The following is a 15,833-nucleotide window of genomic DNA, read 5'->3' on the forward strand; positions in this document are numbered from 1 at the left end:
CCCCATTCATGCAGCCTGAGGTTCAGGGCTGCTGGTAATGGCCCGGCGAAGTGCCGGGCTGGTGCTCGTGTTCCAGGCGCTGGACCTGCACATCGGTGAAAGAAGTTGCCTCGTTGCGGTGCAAGCCTTGCAGGTAATCACGCGCAGCCTCCCTGCTCAGGTCTTCTTCGTCACTGCGCAACTCGCAGGTGCCCGGTTGGTTGTCGAGAATGTAGCTGATCAGGTACAGGTACTTGGCCATCGGAAGAACTCCTACTGGGCTGGATGTAAACGGACGACGCACTGGGTTGATCCGGGGGCGGGCGATTCCGTTCAACAGCGATGACGGCTGGCCGCAAAACATCCGTTGCGGCGCAGGAAGGCACCGACTGCGCCGGTGATACGCGGCCATGCCCGCTGCCACCTGGCTTGTGCACGCCTTTGGCGCCGCAGCATCGGCTGCCATCCGTCGAGTGGTTCGACCGTTCCAGCCCGTACGGGCCTCACAACAGTACCTATCACTGGAACGGAGAGGTACTTGAAATGGCAACGGTACAAGACAACCTGCTGGACTGGCTGCGCGACGCCCATGCCATGGAGCAACAGGCCGAAAGCATGCTCAAGGGCCAGGCCGAGCGCCTCGAGCACTACCCGCAGCTCAAGGCCCGTATCGTGCAGCACATCGAAGAAACCCAGGGCCAGCAACGTCTGCTGCTGGAATGCATCGAGCGGCTGGGTGGCAGCACATCCACCCTCAAGGACCTGGCCGGCAAGCTCATGGCATTCGGCCAGGCCGTCGGGGGTATGGTCATGAGTGATGAAGTGGTCAAGGGCGCCATGTCGGGCTACGTGTTCGAGAACATGGAGATCGCCTCTTATACGGTCCTGATCGAAGCCGCCGAGGCGGCTGGCGACAACGCCACGGCCGAGGCATGCAGGTCAATTCTGAAAGAAGAGGAAGCCATGGCCCAGTGGCTGAAGGAGCACCTGCCAGAAATCACCCGGGCGTTCCTGGCTCGCTCCGCCGACCCGGATGCCGAAGCCAAACGCTAGAAAGGGCCCGCAGCGGATCGCATGAGCCGTTGCGGGGTTTCCATTACAGCGGCTCGTCACCGTTGACTTTGCCCAGTTCTGCCCCGGTCAGGGGCTGCAACTCGGGGTTGGACAGGGTTCTGGCCTTCATCGCTTCGGCCGCAGCCGCCGACTGCTCGTCGAGCCGCACCGTCGCCATGCCGTCGCCACCGTCCACCGCCGGCTCGGGCTGGTCGACATAGATCCAATCCTGGCCCTCGTTCCATGAGCCACGCATCTCGCCGCCGTGGGACATGTTGAAATAGGTGCGGTTGACCTCCGGGTCGCCAGGCAGCTTGCCTTGCGGGAAGTTCGGCTGAATCGAGTGCAAGGCTTTTTCGAACGACAACTGGTGAGCGATTTCACGGCTCATCAGGAAGCCCAACGCATCCTTGATACCCGGGTCGTCGGTGACATTGATCAAGCGTTCATAGACGATCTTCGCCCTGGCCTCTGCGGCAATGTTGGAACGCAGGTCCGCCGTCGGTTCGCCGATAGTATCGATGTAAGCTGCGGTCCAGGGTATGCCACCGGAGTTGACCAGCGCTGCACCACCGCCATACAACAGGCTGGTGATATGTGAGTCGTTGCCGGCCCCGGTCAACGACCGGTACAACTCGCCTTCGGCCTCTACCCCTTCGGCCAGACGCCCCCTGGCGCCCTTGTTCAGCATCACCACGATCGAGCCGATGATCTCCAGGTGGCTCAGCTCTTCGGTGGCAATGTCGAACAGCATGTCCTTGCGTCCCGGGTCATCCTCGGTCACCGCCTGGGTGAAGTAGCGCATCGCTGCGGCCAGTTCGCCCTGCGGGCCGCCGAACTGCTCCAGCAGCAGGTTCGCCAGGCCGGGGTTCGGCTCGGCGACGCGCACCGTATACTGCAGTCGCTTGTTGTGCATGAACATTGGCAAATCCTCATCAGCGTGCCGGGGCGGCCATGGCCGCCCCGGTCAGTTCAACGGTGATCAGCGGTTGTCATCGCTGTTGCGGCCACCGCCATGGCTGTGCTGGCCGCCTTTGCGACCGGCTTCGGAGGCTTTCTCGCGGTCATTGGCAAAATTGCCGCCGGAGGCTTGCCCGCCCTTCTGGCCTGCCTCGGAGGCACGTTCAGGATCGTTCTTGAAATTGCCGCCGGACATTTGCCCGCCTTTGTGGCCGGCCTCCGCAGCGCGCTCAGGATCGTTCTTGAAATTGCCACCGGACATCTGCCCGCCTTTGTGGCCGGCTTCAGCCGCGCGTTCAGGGTCGTTCTTGAAATTGCCACCCGACGCCTGCCCGCCCTTGTGACCCGCTTCCGATGCCTTCTCGCGGTCGTTGGCGAAATTACCAGGGTTGCTGTTGGCGCTACCGCCCTGGTTGCTGCGTTTGTCGTCGTTGTTAGCCATGATGGTTCACCTCATGTGGTTAACACAGGTTGGTCTGTGTTCACTAAATGACCGAAGGCAAACGCTGCAGGGTGAAAGTGTTTTCACTATCGCTGACGAAATGCTTTAAGCACTTGGGCACAAGATATTCGGGCTAACAAACCCTCTGCCGGGTATTGCTGCAGGTCTGCATCCGAGGTGCCAATTGTTTGCAAGCGTCAGGTCGCGGACAGCTGCTTGCCCAGGCGCGTGAAGCAGAAGCTCGAGTTCCACCCTATGAAGCTGCAAGTGTTGGCTACCGCGCGGTAGCCAGGGAGGCAGGCACCGGCCATGGCCGATGCCATGAGACGGTGCACGCTGGAGCCGCTAGGTCTGCCGGCGCCGCGTGCCCAGTTCGATCCATGTTGGCGCATGGTCGCTGGCCTTGGCTTCGTTACGCACCCAGGCATCGACACCCGCGCGCTTCAGGTATGGCGCCAGATCAGGGTTGAGCAACAGGTGGTCGATACGCAGGCCGGCGTTGCGCGCCCAGTGGTTGCGGAAATAATCCCAGAAGGTGTAGATCCGCTCGTCCGGATACAGCTGGCGGATGGCATCGACCCAGCCCTGGCCCAGCAAACGGGCGAAGCACGCCCGCGACTCCGGCTGCAGTAGCGCATCCTTCAACCAGGAGCGCGGATTGTAGATATCCATGTCGGTGGGGACGACATTGAAATCACCCGCCATCACCGTAGGGTGGCCATTGCCGTGCAAACCCTGGGCATGCTGGATCAGGCATTCGAACCAACGCAGCTTGTAATCGAATTTCGGCCCCGGTTGCGGGTTGCCGTTCGGCAGGTAGAGGCATGCCACCAGCACCCCATGCACTGCCGCTTCCAGATAGCGGCTTTGCGTGTCGTCCTCCATGCCTGGCAGGCCACGACGCACCTCCAGCGGCTCGCTGCCCCGCGCCAGAATGGCCACGCCGTTCCACGACGGCTGGCCCTGGTAGACACAGCCATACCCCGCCGCCTCTAGCGCCTGCCGGGGAAACTGCTGATCCGCCGCCTTGAGTTCCTGCAGGCAGGCGATATCCGGCTGTTCCCGTTCCAGCCAGGCCAGCAACGCCGGCAGGCGGCTGCGAATGCCATTGATGTTGAAGGTGGCGATCTTCAGCGCTTTCATGCGTCGGGGTCACTGACATGCGCCTGCACGGCATCTTCCAGGGCGTGCACGTGGGCATCGTCGGCCAGTGCCTTGAGTGCCAGCCAGTCGTCCCAGTCAATGGCGCCGTCGTCGCGCAAGGCTTCGGCGGTGCGCACCAGTTCATGGTGGTAGGCATCCGGTGACTCGCGCCGGTAGCTGATGTCGTCGTACTGGGCGTACCAGGCCGCAAGCTCGGGGATGCTGCGTTCAATGCTCATCAGGGGAGCCCTCCACTGTACCCTTTGCATGTAAGAGCCCCCTCATCGCGCGACGTTCAACTTCAGCGCGGCATACCGTGCGTCCCAGGCCAGCTGAAAAAAACAACTTCCCGGTTGCTGTCACGGTCCCAAGCTACAGGCGCACCTGGAGACCAGACCATGAAATTCGCTCAATTCTGCCAATGGCTGTCCAACCACGCCGGACGCCCTCGGACATTCCTCATCGCGCTGCTGCTCATCGTCACATGGGGCATTACCGGGCCCTGGTTCCATTACAACGATACCTGGCAGCTGATCATCAATACCTCCACCACCATCATCACGTTCCTGATGGTGTTCCTGATCCAGAACACCCAGAACCGCGACAACGACATCATCCACGTCAAGCTCGACGAGCTGATTCGTGCGACAAAGCACACAGAGATGTCGGTACTCGACCTGGAGGACATGGACAGCAAGACGCTGCAGGCACTACGCAAGGAGTACCGTGCCCTGGCTGAACGCGACCGGGGCGAAGGCCTGCACCTCGACGCCGAGTCGAAGGAACAGCGTGACCAGCAACGCTAGGGCGCGGTCATGCGGGTGAAACTTTCACCCGGCGCGCCAAGTCCAGACCCCTATCGATGACAGCCCGGGAGACGAGCATGACTGGCACGGTAGGCGATTTTCTGGTGGAGCGTCTGTATCAATGGGGCGTAAGACGCATCTTCGGTTACCCCGGCGACGGCATCAATGGCGTGTTCGGTGCATTGGCCAGGGCCAATGGCAAGATCCAGTTCATCCAGGCCCGGCATGAGGAGATGGCCGCCTTCATGGCCAGCGCGCATGCCAAGTTCACTGGCGAACTCGGCGTATGCATGGCCACCTCCGGCCCCGGCGCTTCGCATCTGCTGACCGGCCTGTACGACGCCCGCATGGACCATCAGCCGGTGCTCGCCATCGTCGGCCAGCAGGCACGCGCGGCACTCGGCGGGCACTACCAGCAAGAGCTGGACCTGCTGTCGATGTTCAAGGACGTGGCCGGTGCTTTCGTCCAGCAGGCCTCGACGCCGGCACAAGTGCGCCACCTGCTCGACCGTGCGGTGCGCACTGCCATCGGCGAGCGCCGGGTCACCGCCATCATCCTGCCCAACGACCTGCAGGACCTGCCCTACCACGAACCGGCCAGGGCACACGGCACCGTGCATTCCGGCGTCGGCTACAGCAGGCCCAGGGTGCTGCCTTTCGAGGCGGACCTGCAGCGCGCCGCCGAGGTGCTCAATGCCGGACGCAAGGTGGCAATACTGGTCGGCGCCGGTGCCTTGCAGGCCAGCGAGCAGGTCATTGCGGTGGCCGAGAGGCTGGGTGCCGGTGTGGCCAAGGCGCTGCTGGGCAAGGCCGTGCTGCCCGACGACCTGCCGTGGGTCACCGGTGCCATCGGGCTGCTCGGCACCGAACCCAGCTACCGGCTGATGAGCGAATGCGACACCTTGCTGATGATCGGTTCCGGCTTCCCTTACGCTGAGTTCCTGCCCAAGGAAGGCCAGGCCCGCGGCGTACAGATCGACCTGCAACCGGACATGCTCAGCTTGCGCTACCCGATGGAGGTGAACCTGGTCGGCGATGCCGGTGAAACCCTGGCGGCGCTGTTGCCGTTGCTTGAGCACAAACCCGAACGGGGCTGGCGCGACGCGATCGAAAGCTGGCGTGCGCAGTGGGACAAGACCCTGGCCAAACGCGCCCACGTCAAGGCTGAGCCGCTGAACCCGCAGCGCGTGGTGTACGAACTCTCCCCGCGCCTGCCGGACCACGCCATCATCACCAGTGACTCCGGTTCCTGCGCCAACTGGTTCGCCCGCGACCTGCAGATTCGCCGCGGCATGCAGTGCTCGCTGTCCGGTGGCCTGGCCAGCATGGGCGCCGCCGTGCCCTACGCCATCGCCGCCAAGCTCGCCCACCCGCAGCGCTGTGTGGTGGCGCTGGTCGGTGACGGCGCGATGCAGATGAACAACCTGGCCGAGTTGATTACTGTGGCAAAGTACTGGCGGCAATGGGAAAACCCGCAATGGATCTGCGCGGTGTTCAACAACCAAGACCTCAACCAGGTCACCTGGGAGCAACGAGTGATGGAGGGCGACCCGAAGTTCGAGGCATCGCAATCGATCCCCGACGTGCCCTATCACCTGTTCGCCATATCAATTGGTCTGGAGGGCATCCATGTAACCCGCGAGGAAGACATCAGCCCCGCCTGGGAGCGTGCGTTGGCAGCTGATCGGCCGGTGTTGATCGAATTCAAGACCGACCCGGACGTGCCTCCGCTGCCGCCGCATATCAAGCTGGAACAAGCCAAGAAGTTCGCCAGCGCCCTGCTCAAGGGCGACCCTGACCAGACCGGTATCATCGTGCAGACGGCCAGGCAAGTTCTCAGTTCGGTATTGCCGGGCAAAAAATGAGCAACCAGGTGGCCGCCATCAGCTCGCCGCGAACCGGTTTCCCGGTTCGCGGCGCAATCGATGGGTCGCTCAGGCACTCAGCCTGGAATACCGGCAAACTGCCAAACAGGCAGTTGAGCCGGTTCGGCCTCGCTGCGTTTGCGCGCCCACTGGGTCAGGGCGGCCATCAGGGCAAAGCCAAGCAGGATCATGACGGGGTAGGCCAGCAGCAACTCGGTCAGCGAGTACTTCCAGGCCAGTGGCCGACCGACACCGAGCATGGCCGCATACAACCAGGATACGCCGGACAGCGCACCGGAGAACAAAGCAAACATGCGCATGCTGAAGTTCAGTTCGAGCAAAGAACCCGCTTTGAGCAGGGCCGGCAAAACATAGCGATGCAAGAGCATGCCGTTGAAAGTCAACAACAGGACAATAATAAGCTTTGCCTGAAGTTTGGGGTTGGCAAAATAATTCATGCCTTTGTCAAGGTAGTCGATACCTACTACGGCGGCCCCGGTCAGCCATAAAAAAATGAGAGCATTGGCCACCGACCGTTGCAAACTTGTCATATGTTTGCCGTCTTGCCGGGTATTCGTATGGCCCTTCAGCAAGTTCCTGACCATCTCCACATCGCTGGCGAAGACCAGGCCGATGGCAATACAGCAGGCCAACAAATGAACGTAAATCACTGACAACCGCACCAGCTCCATGGATTCTTTTTGCCCGAACAGGCTAATAATTGTATTGATCTCCACGACGTATTCTCCACGTAATGCGTTAATGCTAGATGATCTTGCCATAGGCGTGCGAAAGGAGTGCTCGCAGCGGCAAGAGCAAATTCATATCGTTTTAAGTGCAAACAGCAAATGATTATTTCAGGTGCACAAACAGGCACCCGAACAGCCTCGGTCAGGCATGGCGTTACTCCACTATTCAAAAAAAGGAAGCCCCCACAAACATCCCTGCGATGCTGATGAGGTTGAACGTCCATAAGTTCCGGGGCGAGTGCGCGAGGGCGAGATCCGGCGGGGAATGCCCTGCTGGCAAATAGGAGTCACACACGTCCAAATCGTTCATTTCTCGAGCGAAACGACCGACAGGCGGCGCACTTCATTGCATTAGTTAGTTTGCTAAGTTATTGCAATTTGACCGCTTGGATAGTTTTCCCTGACAACTGGATCCAACTTGGCGAGCGGCGTTAGGTTGCTCTATTCCGCTGTTTCCATGTAAGCGGTTTGCACACTGCCCTTGCCTGTTGTGCCATTCGTTTGGTCTGATCTTGCAGTTTCATGAACTTGAGCCGAGCCTGCGAAAGCGGCTTCAGCCGCGAACACGGTGCCATCGATGCTGCTGCGCATGCCTGCGCCGACGGTGGCCTAGCCCAGCAACTGGCTCAATACCGCACGCAATTTCCCCGGCTTGACAGGTTTGTTCAGCAATGGCGCACCGAGCTTGTGCAAGGACCGGCGGCACTGATCGCTGCGGTCAGCGGTGATGATCACCGCAGGAATGGCCTGGCCGAAATGTTCGCGCAAATGCCTGACCACTTCGCAACCGACAACACCGTGGTCCAGGTGAAAATCGGCCAGGATCAATTCCGGCGCCCGGCCTTCCAGGGCCAGCAATGCCGCGGCCTGGTCGGTGGCAGTCAGCACTTCGCAGCCCCACTGCTCAAGCAGCGCCCCCATGCTCTCGAGGATGCTCACCTCATTGTCCACCACCAGCAGCCGGCGGCCTGGCAACGGGTTGCCGGTGCCCGGTTGCGGCGCTGCCGGGTGCACCGGCAGCGGTACCGCTTGGCCAAGCGGCACTTCAATGCTGAACACCGAGCCACGTCCCGGCCACGAGCGCACCTCGACCCGGTAGCCAAGGATCTTGGCAATCCGTTCGACAATGGCCAGCCCCAGCCCCACACCCTTGCGATCGGCAGCACGGCCTACGTCCAGCTGGTTGAACTCGAGGAATATCGCCTGCAGCCGATCCTGCGCGATACCCCGCCCGGTGTCCCAGACCTCCAGGCGCAAGTGCCTGCCCCGGCGCCTGGCACCTAACAGGACCCGGCCTTCCTCGGTATAGCGGCAGGCGTTGCTGAGCAAGTTGCGCAGGATTCGCGTCATCAGCCGCAGGTCGGTGCTGATGGCATAGTCGCCAATCCGCGCGCGCAGCTTCAGCCCCGCTGCGTCGGCCACCGTGCGGAATTCCGAAACCAGCGGCGCGAACAGTTCGTCGAGACGGTACAGCGCCACATCCGGCTTGACCGCGGCCTGGTCAAGCCGGGAAATGTCGAGCAGGTCGGTGAGCAGGTCTTCGGCGCCTTCGAGGGCTTGATGGGTACGCTCCACCAGCACTTTTTCCGCTTCCGGCAAGGGCCGTTCGCGCAAGGTCGAAATCAGCAGCCGCGCCGCATTCAGCGGTTGCAACAGGTCATGGCTGGCTGCAGCGAGGTACTTGTCCTTGCTGCGGTTGGCGGTTTCCGCAGCATCGCGGGCAACCCTCAGGGCACGGGCGATCTGTTTGCGCTCGGCGATCTGCTGTTGCAGGTTGCGGTTGGCCTCCAGCAGTTCATCGGTGCGCGCGGCCACCCGTTGCTCGAGCTCGTCGTTGAGTTGCTGCAGGCGCTGCTGGGCCAGCTTGCGTTCGGTGATATCGGCGACGAACCCTTCCACCAGGCCCTCATGCCCAGGCTTGAGCAGCAGGTTCATCAGCACATCGAGGTGGCTACCATCCTTGCGCCGCAAGCGGGTTTCGTAACCGTGCAGGCTACGCTCACGGGCCAGGGTCGCGGTGATGGCGTGCAATTCGTCGGCCTCGACGAACAGGTCACTGGCAAAGTCCGTCAGGCATTGCAGCAATGCTTGCGGGCTGTCGTAACCGAGCATGCGCGCCAGCGCCGGGTTGGCCGCACGCATGCCGTCTTGCAGGCTGGCCTGGAAGATCCCGTGCACGGCATTCTCGAACAACCATTTGTAGCGGTTGCGTTCTGCCTCCAGCTCGTCCAGGCGCGCCGCCAGCTCCGGGTAATGGCTCTTGCGTGCCGAGTGATCGCCCAGCCCCAGCAGCCCGGCCAGCGCCCGCTGCTGGTCGTCAGAGGGCCTCGCCATAAACCACCTCGACATCACGCTGGCTCGACGCACGCGGGTTGGTAAGGATGCACGGGTCACCCATCGCGTGTTGCGACAGGAACGGAATATCGGCTGTGCGCACGCCGTGCAGGCCCAAGGTTTCATGGAAGCCGATGGCATGCTTCAAGGCGATCAGGTGTTCCACCAGGCGCGCGCAGATCTGCCGATGATTGAGGCCGCGGCAGTCGATGCCCAGCACTTCGGCGATCACCTTGAAGCGCTCCGGCGCCGAGCTGTAGTTGAACGCCACCACGTGCTCCACCAGCACTGCATTGCACAAGCCATGTGGCAGGTCGAGGAACCCGCCCAGGCTGTGCGACATGGCATGCACTGCCCCCAGGATCGCGTTGGAAAACGCCAACCCGGCCTGCATGCTGCCCAGCATGATCTTCTCGCGCAAGGCAATGTCGCCGGGGTTGGCAATCATCTCCACGAGGTTGCCGTTGATCAGGCGCATGGCTTCCAGTGCATGGGGGTCGGTCAATGGGCCGTGGCCAGTGGAAACGAAGGCTTCGATGGCATGCACCAGCGCGTCGATGCCGGTGCAGGCCGACAGGAACGGATCCATGCTCAGGGTGGTCTGCGGGTCGATCAGCGACACGTCCGGTACCACCGCCTTGCTGACAATGGAGAACTTCATGCGCTCCTGCTGGTTGGAAATGATCACGAACTGCGACACATCGGCCGAGGTACCGGCCGTGGTCGGGATCAGGATCAGCGGCGGGCTGGGCACGCGGATCGTGTCCACGCCCTCGAATTCGAGGATGCTGCGCCCGTGGGCGACCACGATGCCGATGGCCTTGCCGCAATCCATCGGGCTGCCACCGCCGACAGCGACGATCACATCACAGTGGTTCTGCCGGTAGATCTCGGCACCGAGCATCACCTCCTCGACCCGTGGGTTGGGCGACACGCCGCTGTACAGGCAGTAGTCGATGCCCTGTGCCTGCAGGCTGGCCTCGACATCGGCGACCCAACCGGCGGCAATCACACCGGAATCGCTGACCACCAGCACCTTGCGCGCGCCGAAGGTCTTGGCGTAATTGGCCACGTTATGCCGGCAACCGGCACCGAAAATGATTTCAGGCGAAACGAACTTGCGAAGCGGGCTGAAACTCTGGCTCATCGGAAAGCCTGTTCTTATTGTTCTGGAAGGTAACCGCCAGCGTAAAGCATCCCGTGGCGAAAGCAACCAGACCAAAGCCTGGCCACGGCTCATTCGACCCAGCACTTGGCGCGGGCCACCTCCAGGAACGCCAGCACGTCCTCGTCGAGCCCGGTCGCCCCGGGGAAACGCTGCGCCAACCGGGCGATGACTGCCGCCACGCTACGCTGGCCGTCGAGCAGTTCGAGCACCCAGGCGGCGCTGGCGTTGAGCTCGATGACGCCCGCCGCATGCTGCAACACGGGGCACGCCAGGTGCGGCTCCCAGCGCAGACGGAAGCCACGGGCCAGGGATAGGGTCTGCTCGGGATCGATCAACTCCATAGGGGCTTGGTACACAAGGTCCGGCCATCGCAACGATGGCCGGCCCGGACATCAACGATTGGCGAAATACATCGTTACTTCGAAACCGATGCGCAGGTCGGTAAAGGCGGGTTTAGTCCACATGGGGCGGTCCTCTTGTTATGCCGGGCGATTCCGGTAGAGGCATTAATGCATGCTGGGCGCCAGGGCCGAATGCTACTTTGGAACGAGCTTGCGAGGTGCGTTGGTAGGAGGATCGGTTGCGCGATACCTGTAGAAGCGGCCTTGTGCCGCGAAAGGGCTGCAAAGCAGCCCCAGGAATATAGCATGAACGCACAGATCGCCGGGGCCGCTTCGCAGCCCTTTCGCGGCACAAGGCCGCTCCTACAGTCGACCGCGTCAATCGACCAGATGTTAGAAGAAGCCCAGCGGATTGATGTCGTAGCTCACCAGCAGGTTCTTGGTCTGCTGGTAGTGGTCGAGCATCATCTTGTGGGTTTCGCGCCCCACCCCCGATTTCTTGTAGCCACCGAACGCGGCATGCGCCGGGTACAGGTGGTAGCAATTGGTCCACACCCGCCCAGCCTTGATCCCGCGGCCCATGCGGTAGGCACGGTTGATGTCGCGGGTCCACAGGCCTGCACCCAGGCCAAACTCGCTGTCGTTGGCGATGGCCAGGGCCTCGGCTTCGTCCTTGAAGGTGGTCACGCCCACCACCGGGCCGAAGATCTCCTCCTGGAACACACGCATCTTGTTGTGGCCCTTGAGCAGGGTCGGCTGGATGTAGTAACCGCTTGCCAGGTCGCCGGTGAGCCGCTCGGCAGCACCACCGGTGAGCAACTGGGCGCCCTCCTCCCGGGCAATCTCCAGGTAGGAAAGGATCTTGTCGTACTGCTGCTCCGAAGCCTGGGCACCGACCATGGTCGTGGTGTCCAGCGGGTTGCCGCGGGTGATCCTGGCGATCTTCTTCATCACTTCGGCCATGAACGGCTCGTAGATCGACTCCTGGATCAACGCCCGCGACGGGCAGGTGCACACTTCGCCCTGGTTGAAGAACGCCAGCACCAGGCCTTCGGCAGCCTTCTCGATGAAGGCCGGCTCGGCCTGCATGATGTCGGCGAAGAAGATGTTCGGCGACTTGCCGCCCAGCTCGACGGTCGAGGGGATGATGTTCTCGGCGGCACATTTCATGATGTGCGAGCCCACCGGGGTGGAGCCGGTGAAGGCGATCTTGGCGATGCGCTTGCTGGTGGCCAGGGCCTCGCCGGCTTCTCGGCCAAAGCCTTGGACGATGTTCAGCACGCCGGCAGGCAGCAGGTCGGCGATCAGCTCGGCGAACACGGTGATCGACAGCGGTGTCTGCTCGGCCGGCTTGAGCACCACGCAGTTGCCGGCGGCCAGGGCCGGCGCGAGTTTCCAGGCGGCCATCAGCAGTGGGAAGTTCCACGGGATGATCTGCCCGACCACGCCCAAGGGCTCGTGCATGTGGTAGGCCACGGTGCCTTCGTTGATTTCCGCAGCACCGCCTTCCTGGGCGCGGATGCAGCCGGCGAAGTAGCGGAAGTGATCGGCCGCCAGCGGTACGTCGGCATTGAGGGTTTCGCGCACGGCCTTGCCGTTGTCCCAGGTTTCGGTCACGGCCAGCACTTCCAGGTGCTGTTCGATACGGTCGGCGATCTTCAGCAGCACCAGGGCCCGCTCCTGCACCGAGGTCTTGCCCCAGGCATCGGCAGCGGCATGCGCCGCGTCCAGGGCGCGCTCGATGTCCTCGGCGCCAGAGCGCGGGAACTCGGCAATCGGCTGGCCATTGACCGGCGAGCTGTTGGTGAAGTACTGGCCACCCAGCGGCGCCACGAACTCACCATTGATGAAGTTGCCGTAGCGTGGCTTGAAGGACACGATGGCGCCAGGGGTTCCGGGTTGTGCGTAGATCATGCTGAGCCTCTGTGGTCGATGCCTGTCCGGCGACAGGCGATGAACCGATGGTAAAAAGCCCCGCCTGCCGGGCGAATGCATCGTTGGCAGCGGGGCTCTCGTCATTTGGTAGTAGGGCCGCTTGCCGCCACCGGGTAGCTGGCGGCAGGCGGCAGTGCATGGCATCAGCGCTTGGCGCTGGCGGTTTGCAGCTGCTTGGGCAACTTGAAGGTCCAGAGCATGCCGCCCTGGTTGAAGTCCTTGACCCGCTTGGCCACTTCGCCGCCCCACAGCGGCACCGCGCCGCCCCAGCCGGAGACCACCGAAACGTATTGCTCGCCGTCCATTTCCCAGGTGATCGGCGAACCGAGCACGCCGGAACCGGTCTGGAACTCCCAGACCTTGTCACCGGTCTTGGCGTCGAAGGCCTGCAGGAAACCTTCCGGCGTGCCGGTGAACACCAGGTTGCCCTTGGTGGTCAGCACCCCGCCCCACAGCGGCGCATAGTTCTTGTGGCGCCATACTTCCTTGCCGCTGACCGGGTCGATGGCACGCAACACACCGATGTAGTCTTCGTTGAGCGGCTTGATGGTGAAGCCGGCACCGAGGAACGCCGCACCCTTCTTGTAGGCGATGCCTTCGTTCCAGATGTCCATGCCCCACTCGTTGGTAGGCACATAAAACAGCCCGGTGTCCTTGTTGTAGGCCATCGGCATCCAGTTCTTGGCGCCGAGGAAGGCCGGGGCGACGAATACCGAGCTACCCTTGGCTTCGCTGCCTGGTGCGCCTGGGCGGCTGGCCTCGTTGTAGATCGGCCGGCCGTCCTTGTCCAGGCCGCTGGCCCAGGTGATCTTGTCGACGAACGGGAAGCCGCGGATGAACTTGCCATTGGTGCGGTCCAGCACGTAGAAGAAGCCGTTGCGGTCGGCGGTGGCGGCAGCCTTGATCTCCTTGCCGCCGGCCTTGTAGTTGAACGAGATCAGCTCGTTGACGCCGTCGAAGTCCCAGCCGTCATGCGGCGTGCTCTGGAAATGCCACTTGATGGTGCCATCGTCTGGGTTCAGGGCCAGGCGCGACGAGGAGTACAGGTTGTCGCCCGGGCGCAGGTGCGAGTTCCAGGGGGCCGGGTTACCGGTACCGAACAGAACAAGATTGGTTTCCGGGTCGTAGTAGCCGCCCAGCCAGGGCGCTGCACCACCGGTCTTCCACAGGTCGCCAGGCCAGGTCTTGCCCGCCTCACCGCCGGAAATGCCGTTCTCGATCGCCTTGCCGTCCTTGTACACATACCCCATGTGCCCTTCCACGGTCGGGCGCATCCACAGCAGTTCGCCGTTTTCCGGGTTGTAGGCCTGGATCTTGCCCACCACGCCGAACTCGCCACCAGCAACCCCGGTGATCAGCTTGCCGTTGACGATCATCGGCGCGGCGCTGATGGAGTAGCCTTCCTTGTGATCGGCCACCTTCTTGCTCCACACCACCTTGCCGGTGTCCTTGTTCAAGGCGACCAGCTTGGCATCCAGGGTGCCGAAGAACACCAGGTCGCCATACAGCGCCACGCCACGGTTGATCACGTCGCAGCACGGGCGGATGTCATCGGGCAGGCGCGCATCGTATTGCCACAGCTTCTTGCCGGTGCGGGCGTCCACGGCAAACACCCGCGAGTAGGAGCCGGTCAGGTACATCACGCCGTCCTTGACCAGCGGCTGGGCCTGCTGGCCGCGCTGCTTCTCGCCGCCGAAGGAGAACGCCCAGACCGGCCGCAGGTCCTTGACGTTGTTACTGTTGAGCAGGTCCAGCGGGCTGTAGCGCTGGCCCTGCACGCCCAGGCCGTTGGTCACGATCTGCTGCGGGTTCTTCGGGTCCTGGAGGATTTCTTCATTGCTGACAGCAGCGTGGGCCGTGCTGGCAAGCAGCATGGCGCTGAGCACCAGGCTCACGGCGAACACAGGGCGACGTGGGGATCGGGTCATGACGGCTACCTTTGGTTTTTTTGTTGTGCCCGGGAAAATTTCCCGGTGTGCCGAGAATTCTTGGTCGCTGCCTGCTTGCCAACAATTGCCCGCAGTGCGGAGTTTTCTAGTTCCTTGGTATGGGGCTGCGCACCAAGGCCTGCGCACGCCATCTGCGAGCTGGCGCGTCAGTCATCGGTGTCGATGCGCCGCAACTGTTGACGCTCGTAGCGGGGATACAGGTGGCTGACACTGCGGATCAACTCATATCGGGTCAGGCTGATACCGGCGAAACGCTGCGGGATCGGGCTGCGGATCATCTCCGCCATGTCATCGCCACGCGCCGCACCGGCGCGCATCAGCCCGTCCAGCCAGCCCAGGTAGTCACGCATCTGGGCAAACGGCCGGGCATCACTGGCCAGCGGGCCATGGCCGGGTACCAGCAGCTTCCAGGGCAGCGCCTGCAGGGTATCCAGGTCATTCAACCAGACCTCCAGCCCCGGACTGTTGGGCGTGGTCAGCGCCCGCTCGTAGAACACCAGGTCACCGGCAAACAGCACGCCGGTGGTTTCATCCAGAATCGCCAGATCGGCACCGGTATGCCCGCCTAGCGCCAGCAACCGCAGCCGGTGCCCACCTACCTCATGCATACCTGGCTCGAGCACCCGGGTCGGCAACACCACCTCGGTGCCGCGCATCCAGTCGCCGACCAGGCGATACATGTTCTCGGCCATGGCCTCGCCCTGCTGGCGCAGCAGCTCGCCGGTGCCGCCCAGCGCGCCGATCGGCACATCGGCGAAGGCCTGGTTGCCCAGTACATGGTCGGGGTGATGGTGGGTCAACAACACCTCTACCACCGGCTTGTCGGTGGTGGCGGCGATCGCCCGGCGCAGCGCTTCGCCGTAGCGCTTGGACGGCCCGCTGTCGATCACCACCACCCCGCTGTCGGTGACAATGAACGCGCTGTTGACGATGTTGCCGCCGTTGTCCTTGGCGAAATTGGCGGTACTGCCTTCAAGCAGCCAGGTGCCTTCGGCGATCTGTCGAGGCTGCAGGTGATATTCCAGGCCTGCCTGGGCTGGCAGGCCCAGGCACAGCAGCCATAGCATGAAGCAACGCATGTCGGGTGCCTCGGGTCAGTCAGTTGAAAA

General features: G+C 62.7%; 16 protein-coding genes. 3 read left to right on the top strand and 13 right to left on the bottom strand.

The features are described from left to right. Positions 1–22: 22 nt before the first annotated feature. A complete protein-coding gene (locus tag B4L76_RS13020; RefSeq protein ID WP_225778150.1) occupies positions 23–241 on the bottom strand; it encodes a hypothetical protein in 219 nt (72 codons plus the stop codon). Positions 242–522: 281 nt separating this feature from the next. On the opposite strand from B4L76_RS13020, the gene B4L76_RS13025 reads away from it, so the two are divergent. Next, the gene (locus B4L76_RS13025) at positions 523–1,032 is read left to right on the top strand and encodes a ferritin-like domain-containing protein (RefSeq protein ID WP_296233005.1); all 510 of its coding nucleotides are present in this window, start codon (positions 523–525) and stop codon (positions 1,030–1,032) included. A gap of 43 nt (positions 1,033–1,075) precedes the next feature. Here the strand turns inward: B4L76_RS13025 and B4L76_RS13030 are convergent, their stop codons facing one another. From B4L76_RS13030 to B4L76_RS13045, 4 genes are all read right to left on the bottom strand, one after another. Then, positions 1,076–1,954 (bottom strand): manganese catalase family protein, encoded by an 879-nt coding sequence (locus B4L76_RS13030; RefSeq protein WP_296233006.1) that lies wholly within the window; start codon positions 1,952–1,954, stop codon positions 1,076–1,078. A 60-nt stretch (positions 1,955–2,014) separates the two neighbouring features. Continuing rightward, the gene (locus B4L76_RS24350; RefSeq protein WP_296233007.1) at positions 2,015–2,434 is read right to left on the bottom strand and encodes a general stress protein; all 420 of its coding nucleotides are present in this window, start codon (positions 2,432–2,434) and stop codon (positions 2,015–2,017) included. Between the two features lie 345 nt (positions 2,435–2,779). Continuing rightward, the gene (xth, locus tag B4L76_RS13040) at positions 2,780–3,577 is read right to left on the bottom strand and encodes an exodeoxyribonuclease III (RefSeq protein ID WP_296233008.1); all 798 of its coding nucleotides are present in this window, start codon (positions 3,575–3,577) and stop codon (positions 2,780–2,782) included. Beyond that, positions 3,574–3,816, bottom strand: a complete 243-nt coding sequence (locus B4L76_RS13045) for a hypothetical protein (protein WP_186674449.1) — start codon at positions 3,814–3,816, stop codon at positions 3,574–3,576. Before B4L76_RS13045 ends, xth begins: the two co-directional genes overlap by 4 nt. Before the next feature lie 159 nt (positions 3,817–3,975). On the opposite strand from B4L76_RS13045, the gene B4L76_RS13050 reads away from it, so the two are divergent. Together B4L76_RS13050 and B4L76_RS13055 are read left to right on the top strand one after the other, a co-directional pair. Then, positions 3,976–4,383 (top strand): low affinity iron permease family protein, encoded by a 408-nt coding sequence (locus B4L76_RS13050; protein WP_296233010.1) that lies wholly within the window; start codon positions 3,976–3,978, stop codon positions 4,381–4,383. A 77-nt stretch (positions 4,384–4,460) separates the two neighbouring features. Continuing rightward, a complete protein-coding gene (locus B4L76_RS13055; protein WP_296233012.1) occupies positions 4,461–6,248 on the top strand; it encodes a thiamine pyrophosphate-requiring protein in 1,788 nt (595 codons plus the stop codon). A gap of 77 nt (positions 6,249–6,325) precedes the next feature. Here B4L76_RS13055 and B4L76_RS13060 read toward each other — a convergent pair whose 3' ends face one another. The 8 genes from B4L76_RS13060 to B4L76_RS13095 form a co-directional block, all read right to left on the bottom strand. Further along, a complete protein-coding gene (locus B4L76_RS13060; protein ID WP_296233186.1) occupies positions 6,326–6,940 on the bottom strand; it encodes a hypothetical protein in 615 nt (204 codons plus the stop codon). Positions 6,941–7,606: 666 nt separating this feature from the next. After that, the gene (locus tag B4L76_RS13065) at positions 7,607–9,331 is read right to left on the bottom strand and encodes a PAS domain-containing hybrid sensor histidine kinase/response regulator (protein WP_296233014.1); all 1,725 of its coding nucleotides are present in this window, start codon (positions 9,329–9,331) and stop codon (positions 7,607–7,609) included. Further along, entirely contained in the window at positions 9,315–10,478 is a 1,164-nt protein-coding gene (ercA, locus tag B4L76_RS13070) for an alcohol dehydrogenase-like regulatory protein ErcA (RefSeq protein ID WP_296233016.1), read from the bottom strand. Before ercA ends, B4L76_RS13065 begins: the two co-directional genes overlap by 17 nt. An 89-nt stretch (positions 10,479–10,567) precedes the next feature. Continuing rightward, positions 10,568–10,840 (bottom strand): pyrroloquinoline quinone biosynthesis peptide chaperone PqqD, encoded by a 273-nt coding sequence (gene pqqD / locus B4L76_RS13075; RefSeq protein WP_296233017.1) that lies wholly within the window; start codon positions 10,838–10,840, stop codon positions 10,568–10,570. A gap of 51 nt (positions 10,841–10,891) precedes the next feature. After that, a complete protein-coding gene (pqqA, locus tag B4L76_RS13080; protein ID WP_003253598.1) occupies positions 10,892–10,963 on the bottom strand; it encodes a pyrroloquinoline quinone precursor peptide PqqA in 72 nt (23 codons plus the stop codon). A gap of 270 nt (positions 10,964–11,233) precedes the next feature. Next, entirely contained in the window at positions 11,234–12,754 is a 1,521-nt protein-coding gene (locus B4L76_RS13085; RefSeq protein ID WP_296233018.1) for an aldehyde dehydrogenase family protein, read from the bottom strand. 164 nt (positions 12,755–12,918) lie between these two features. Beyond that, entirely contained in the window at positions 12,919–14,703 is a 1,785-nt protein-coding gene (pedH, locus tag B4L76_RS13090; protein WP_296233020.1) for a PQQ-dependent alcohol dehydrogenase PedH, read from the bottom strand. Positions 14,704–14,870: 167 nt separating this feature from the next. Further along, positions 14,871–15,803, bottom strand: a complete 933-nt coding sequence (locus B4L76_RS13095) for a quinoprotein relay system zinc metallohydrolase 1 (RefSeq protein WP_296233021.1) — start codon at positions 15,801–15,803, stop codon at positions 14,871–14,873. Between the last annotated feature and the right edge of the window lie 30 nt (positions 15,804–15,833).

The sequence above is a fragment of the Pseudomonas sp. UBA4617 genome (assembly GCF_002386445.1).
In the GTDB taxonomy this organism is placed as follows: domain Bacteria; phylum Pseudomonadota; class Gammaproteobacteria; order Pseudomonadales; family Pseudomonadaceae; genus Aquipseudomonas.

What these genes read in the sequence shown, in the direction of transcription:
- B4L76_RS13020 (WP_225778150.1), bottom strand. Translation starts at nt 241, where the DNA reads ATGGCCAAGTACCTGTACCTGATCAGCTACATTCTCGACAACCAACCG.
- B4L76_RS13025 (WP_296233005.1), top strand. Translation starts at nt 523, where the DNA reads ATGGCAACGGTACAAGACAACCTGCTGGACTGGCTGCGCGACGCCCAT.
- B4L76_RS13030 (WP_296233006.1), bottom strand. Translation starts at nt 1,954, where the DNA reads ATGTTCATGCACAACAAGCGACTGCAGTATACGGTGCGCGTCGCCGAG.
- B4L76_RS24350 (WP_296233007.1), bottom strand. Translation starts at nt 2,434, where the DNA reads ATGGCTAACAACGACGACAAACGCAGCAACCAGGGCGGTAGCGCCAAC.
- xth (WP_296233008.1), bottom strand. Translation starts at nt 3,577, where the DNA reads ATGAAAGCGCTGAAGATCGCCACCTTCAACATCAATGGCATTCGCAGC.
- B4L76_RS13045 (WP_186674449.1), bottom strand. Translation starts at nt 3,816, where the DNA reads ATGAGCATTGAACGCAGCATCCCCGAGCTTGCGGCCTGGTACGCCCAG.
- B4L76_RS13050 (WP_296233010.1), top strand. Translation starts at nt 3,976, where the DNA reads ATGAAATTCGCTCAATTCTGCCAATGGCTGTCCAACCACGCCGGACGC.
- B4L76_RS13055 (WP_296233012.1), top strand. Translation starts at nt 4,461, where the DNA reads ATGACTGGCACGGTAGGCGATTTTCTGGTGGAGCGTCTGTATCAATGG.
- B4L76_RS13060 (WP_296233186.1), bottom strand. Translation starts at nt 6,940, where the DNA reads ATGGAGCTGGTGCGGTTGTCAGTGATTTACGTTCATTTGTTGGCCTGC.
- B4L76_RS13065 (WP_296233014.1), bottom strand. Translation starts at nt 9,331, where the DNA reads ATGGCGAGGCCCTCTGACGACCAGCAGCGGGCGCTGGCCGGGCTGCTG.
- ercA (WP_296233016.1), bottom strand. Translation starts at nt 10,478, where the DNA reads ATGAGCCAGAGTTTCAGCCCGCTTCGCAAGTTCGTTTCGCCTGAAATC.
- pqqD (WP_296233017.1), bottom strand. Translation starts at nt 10,840, where the DNA reads ATGGAGTTGATCGATCCCGAGCAGACCCTATCCCTGGCCCGTGGCTTC.
- B4L76_RS13085 (WP_296233018.1), bottom strand. Translation starts at nt 12,754, where the DNA reads ATGATCTACGCACAACCCGGAACCCCTGGCGCCATCGTGTCCTTCAAG.
- pedH (WP_296233020.1), bottom strand. Translation starts at nt 14,703, where the DNA reads ATGACCCGATCCCCACGTCGCCCTGTGTTCGCCGTGAGCCTGGTGCTC.
- B4L76_RS13095 (WP_296233021.1), bottom strand. Translation starts at nt 15,803, where the DNA reads ATGCGTTGCTTCATGCTATGGCTGCTGTGCCTGGGCCTGCCAGCCCAG.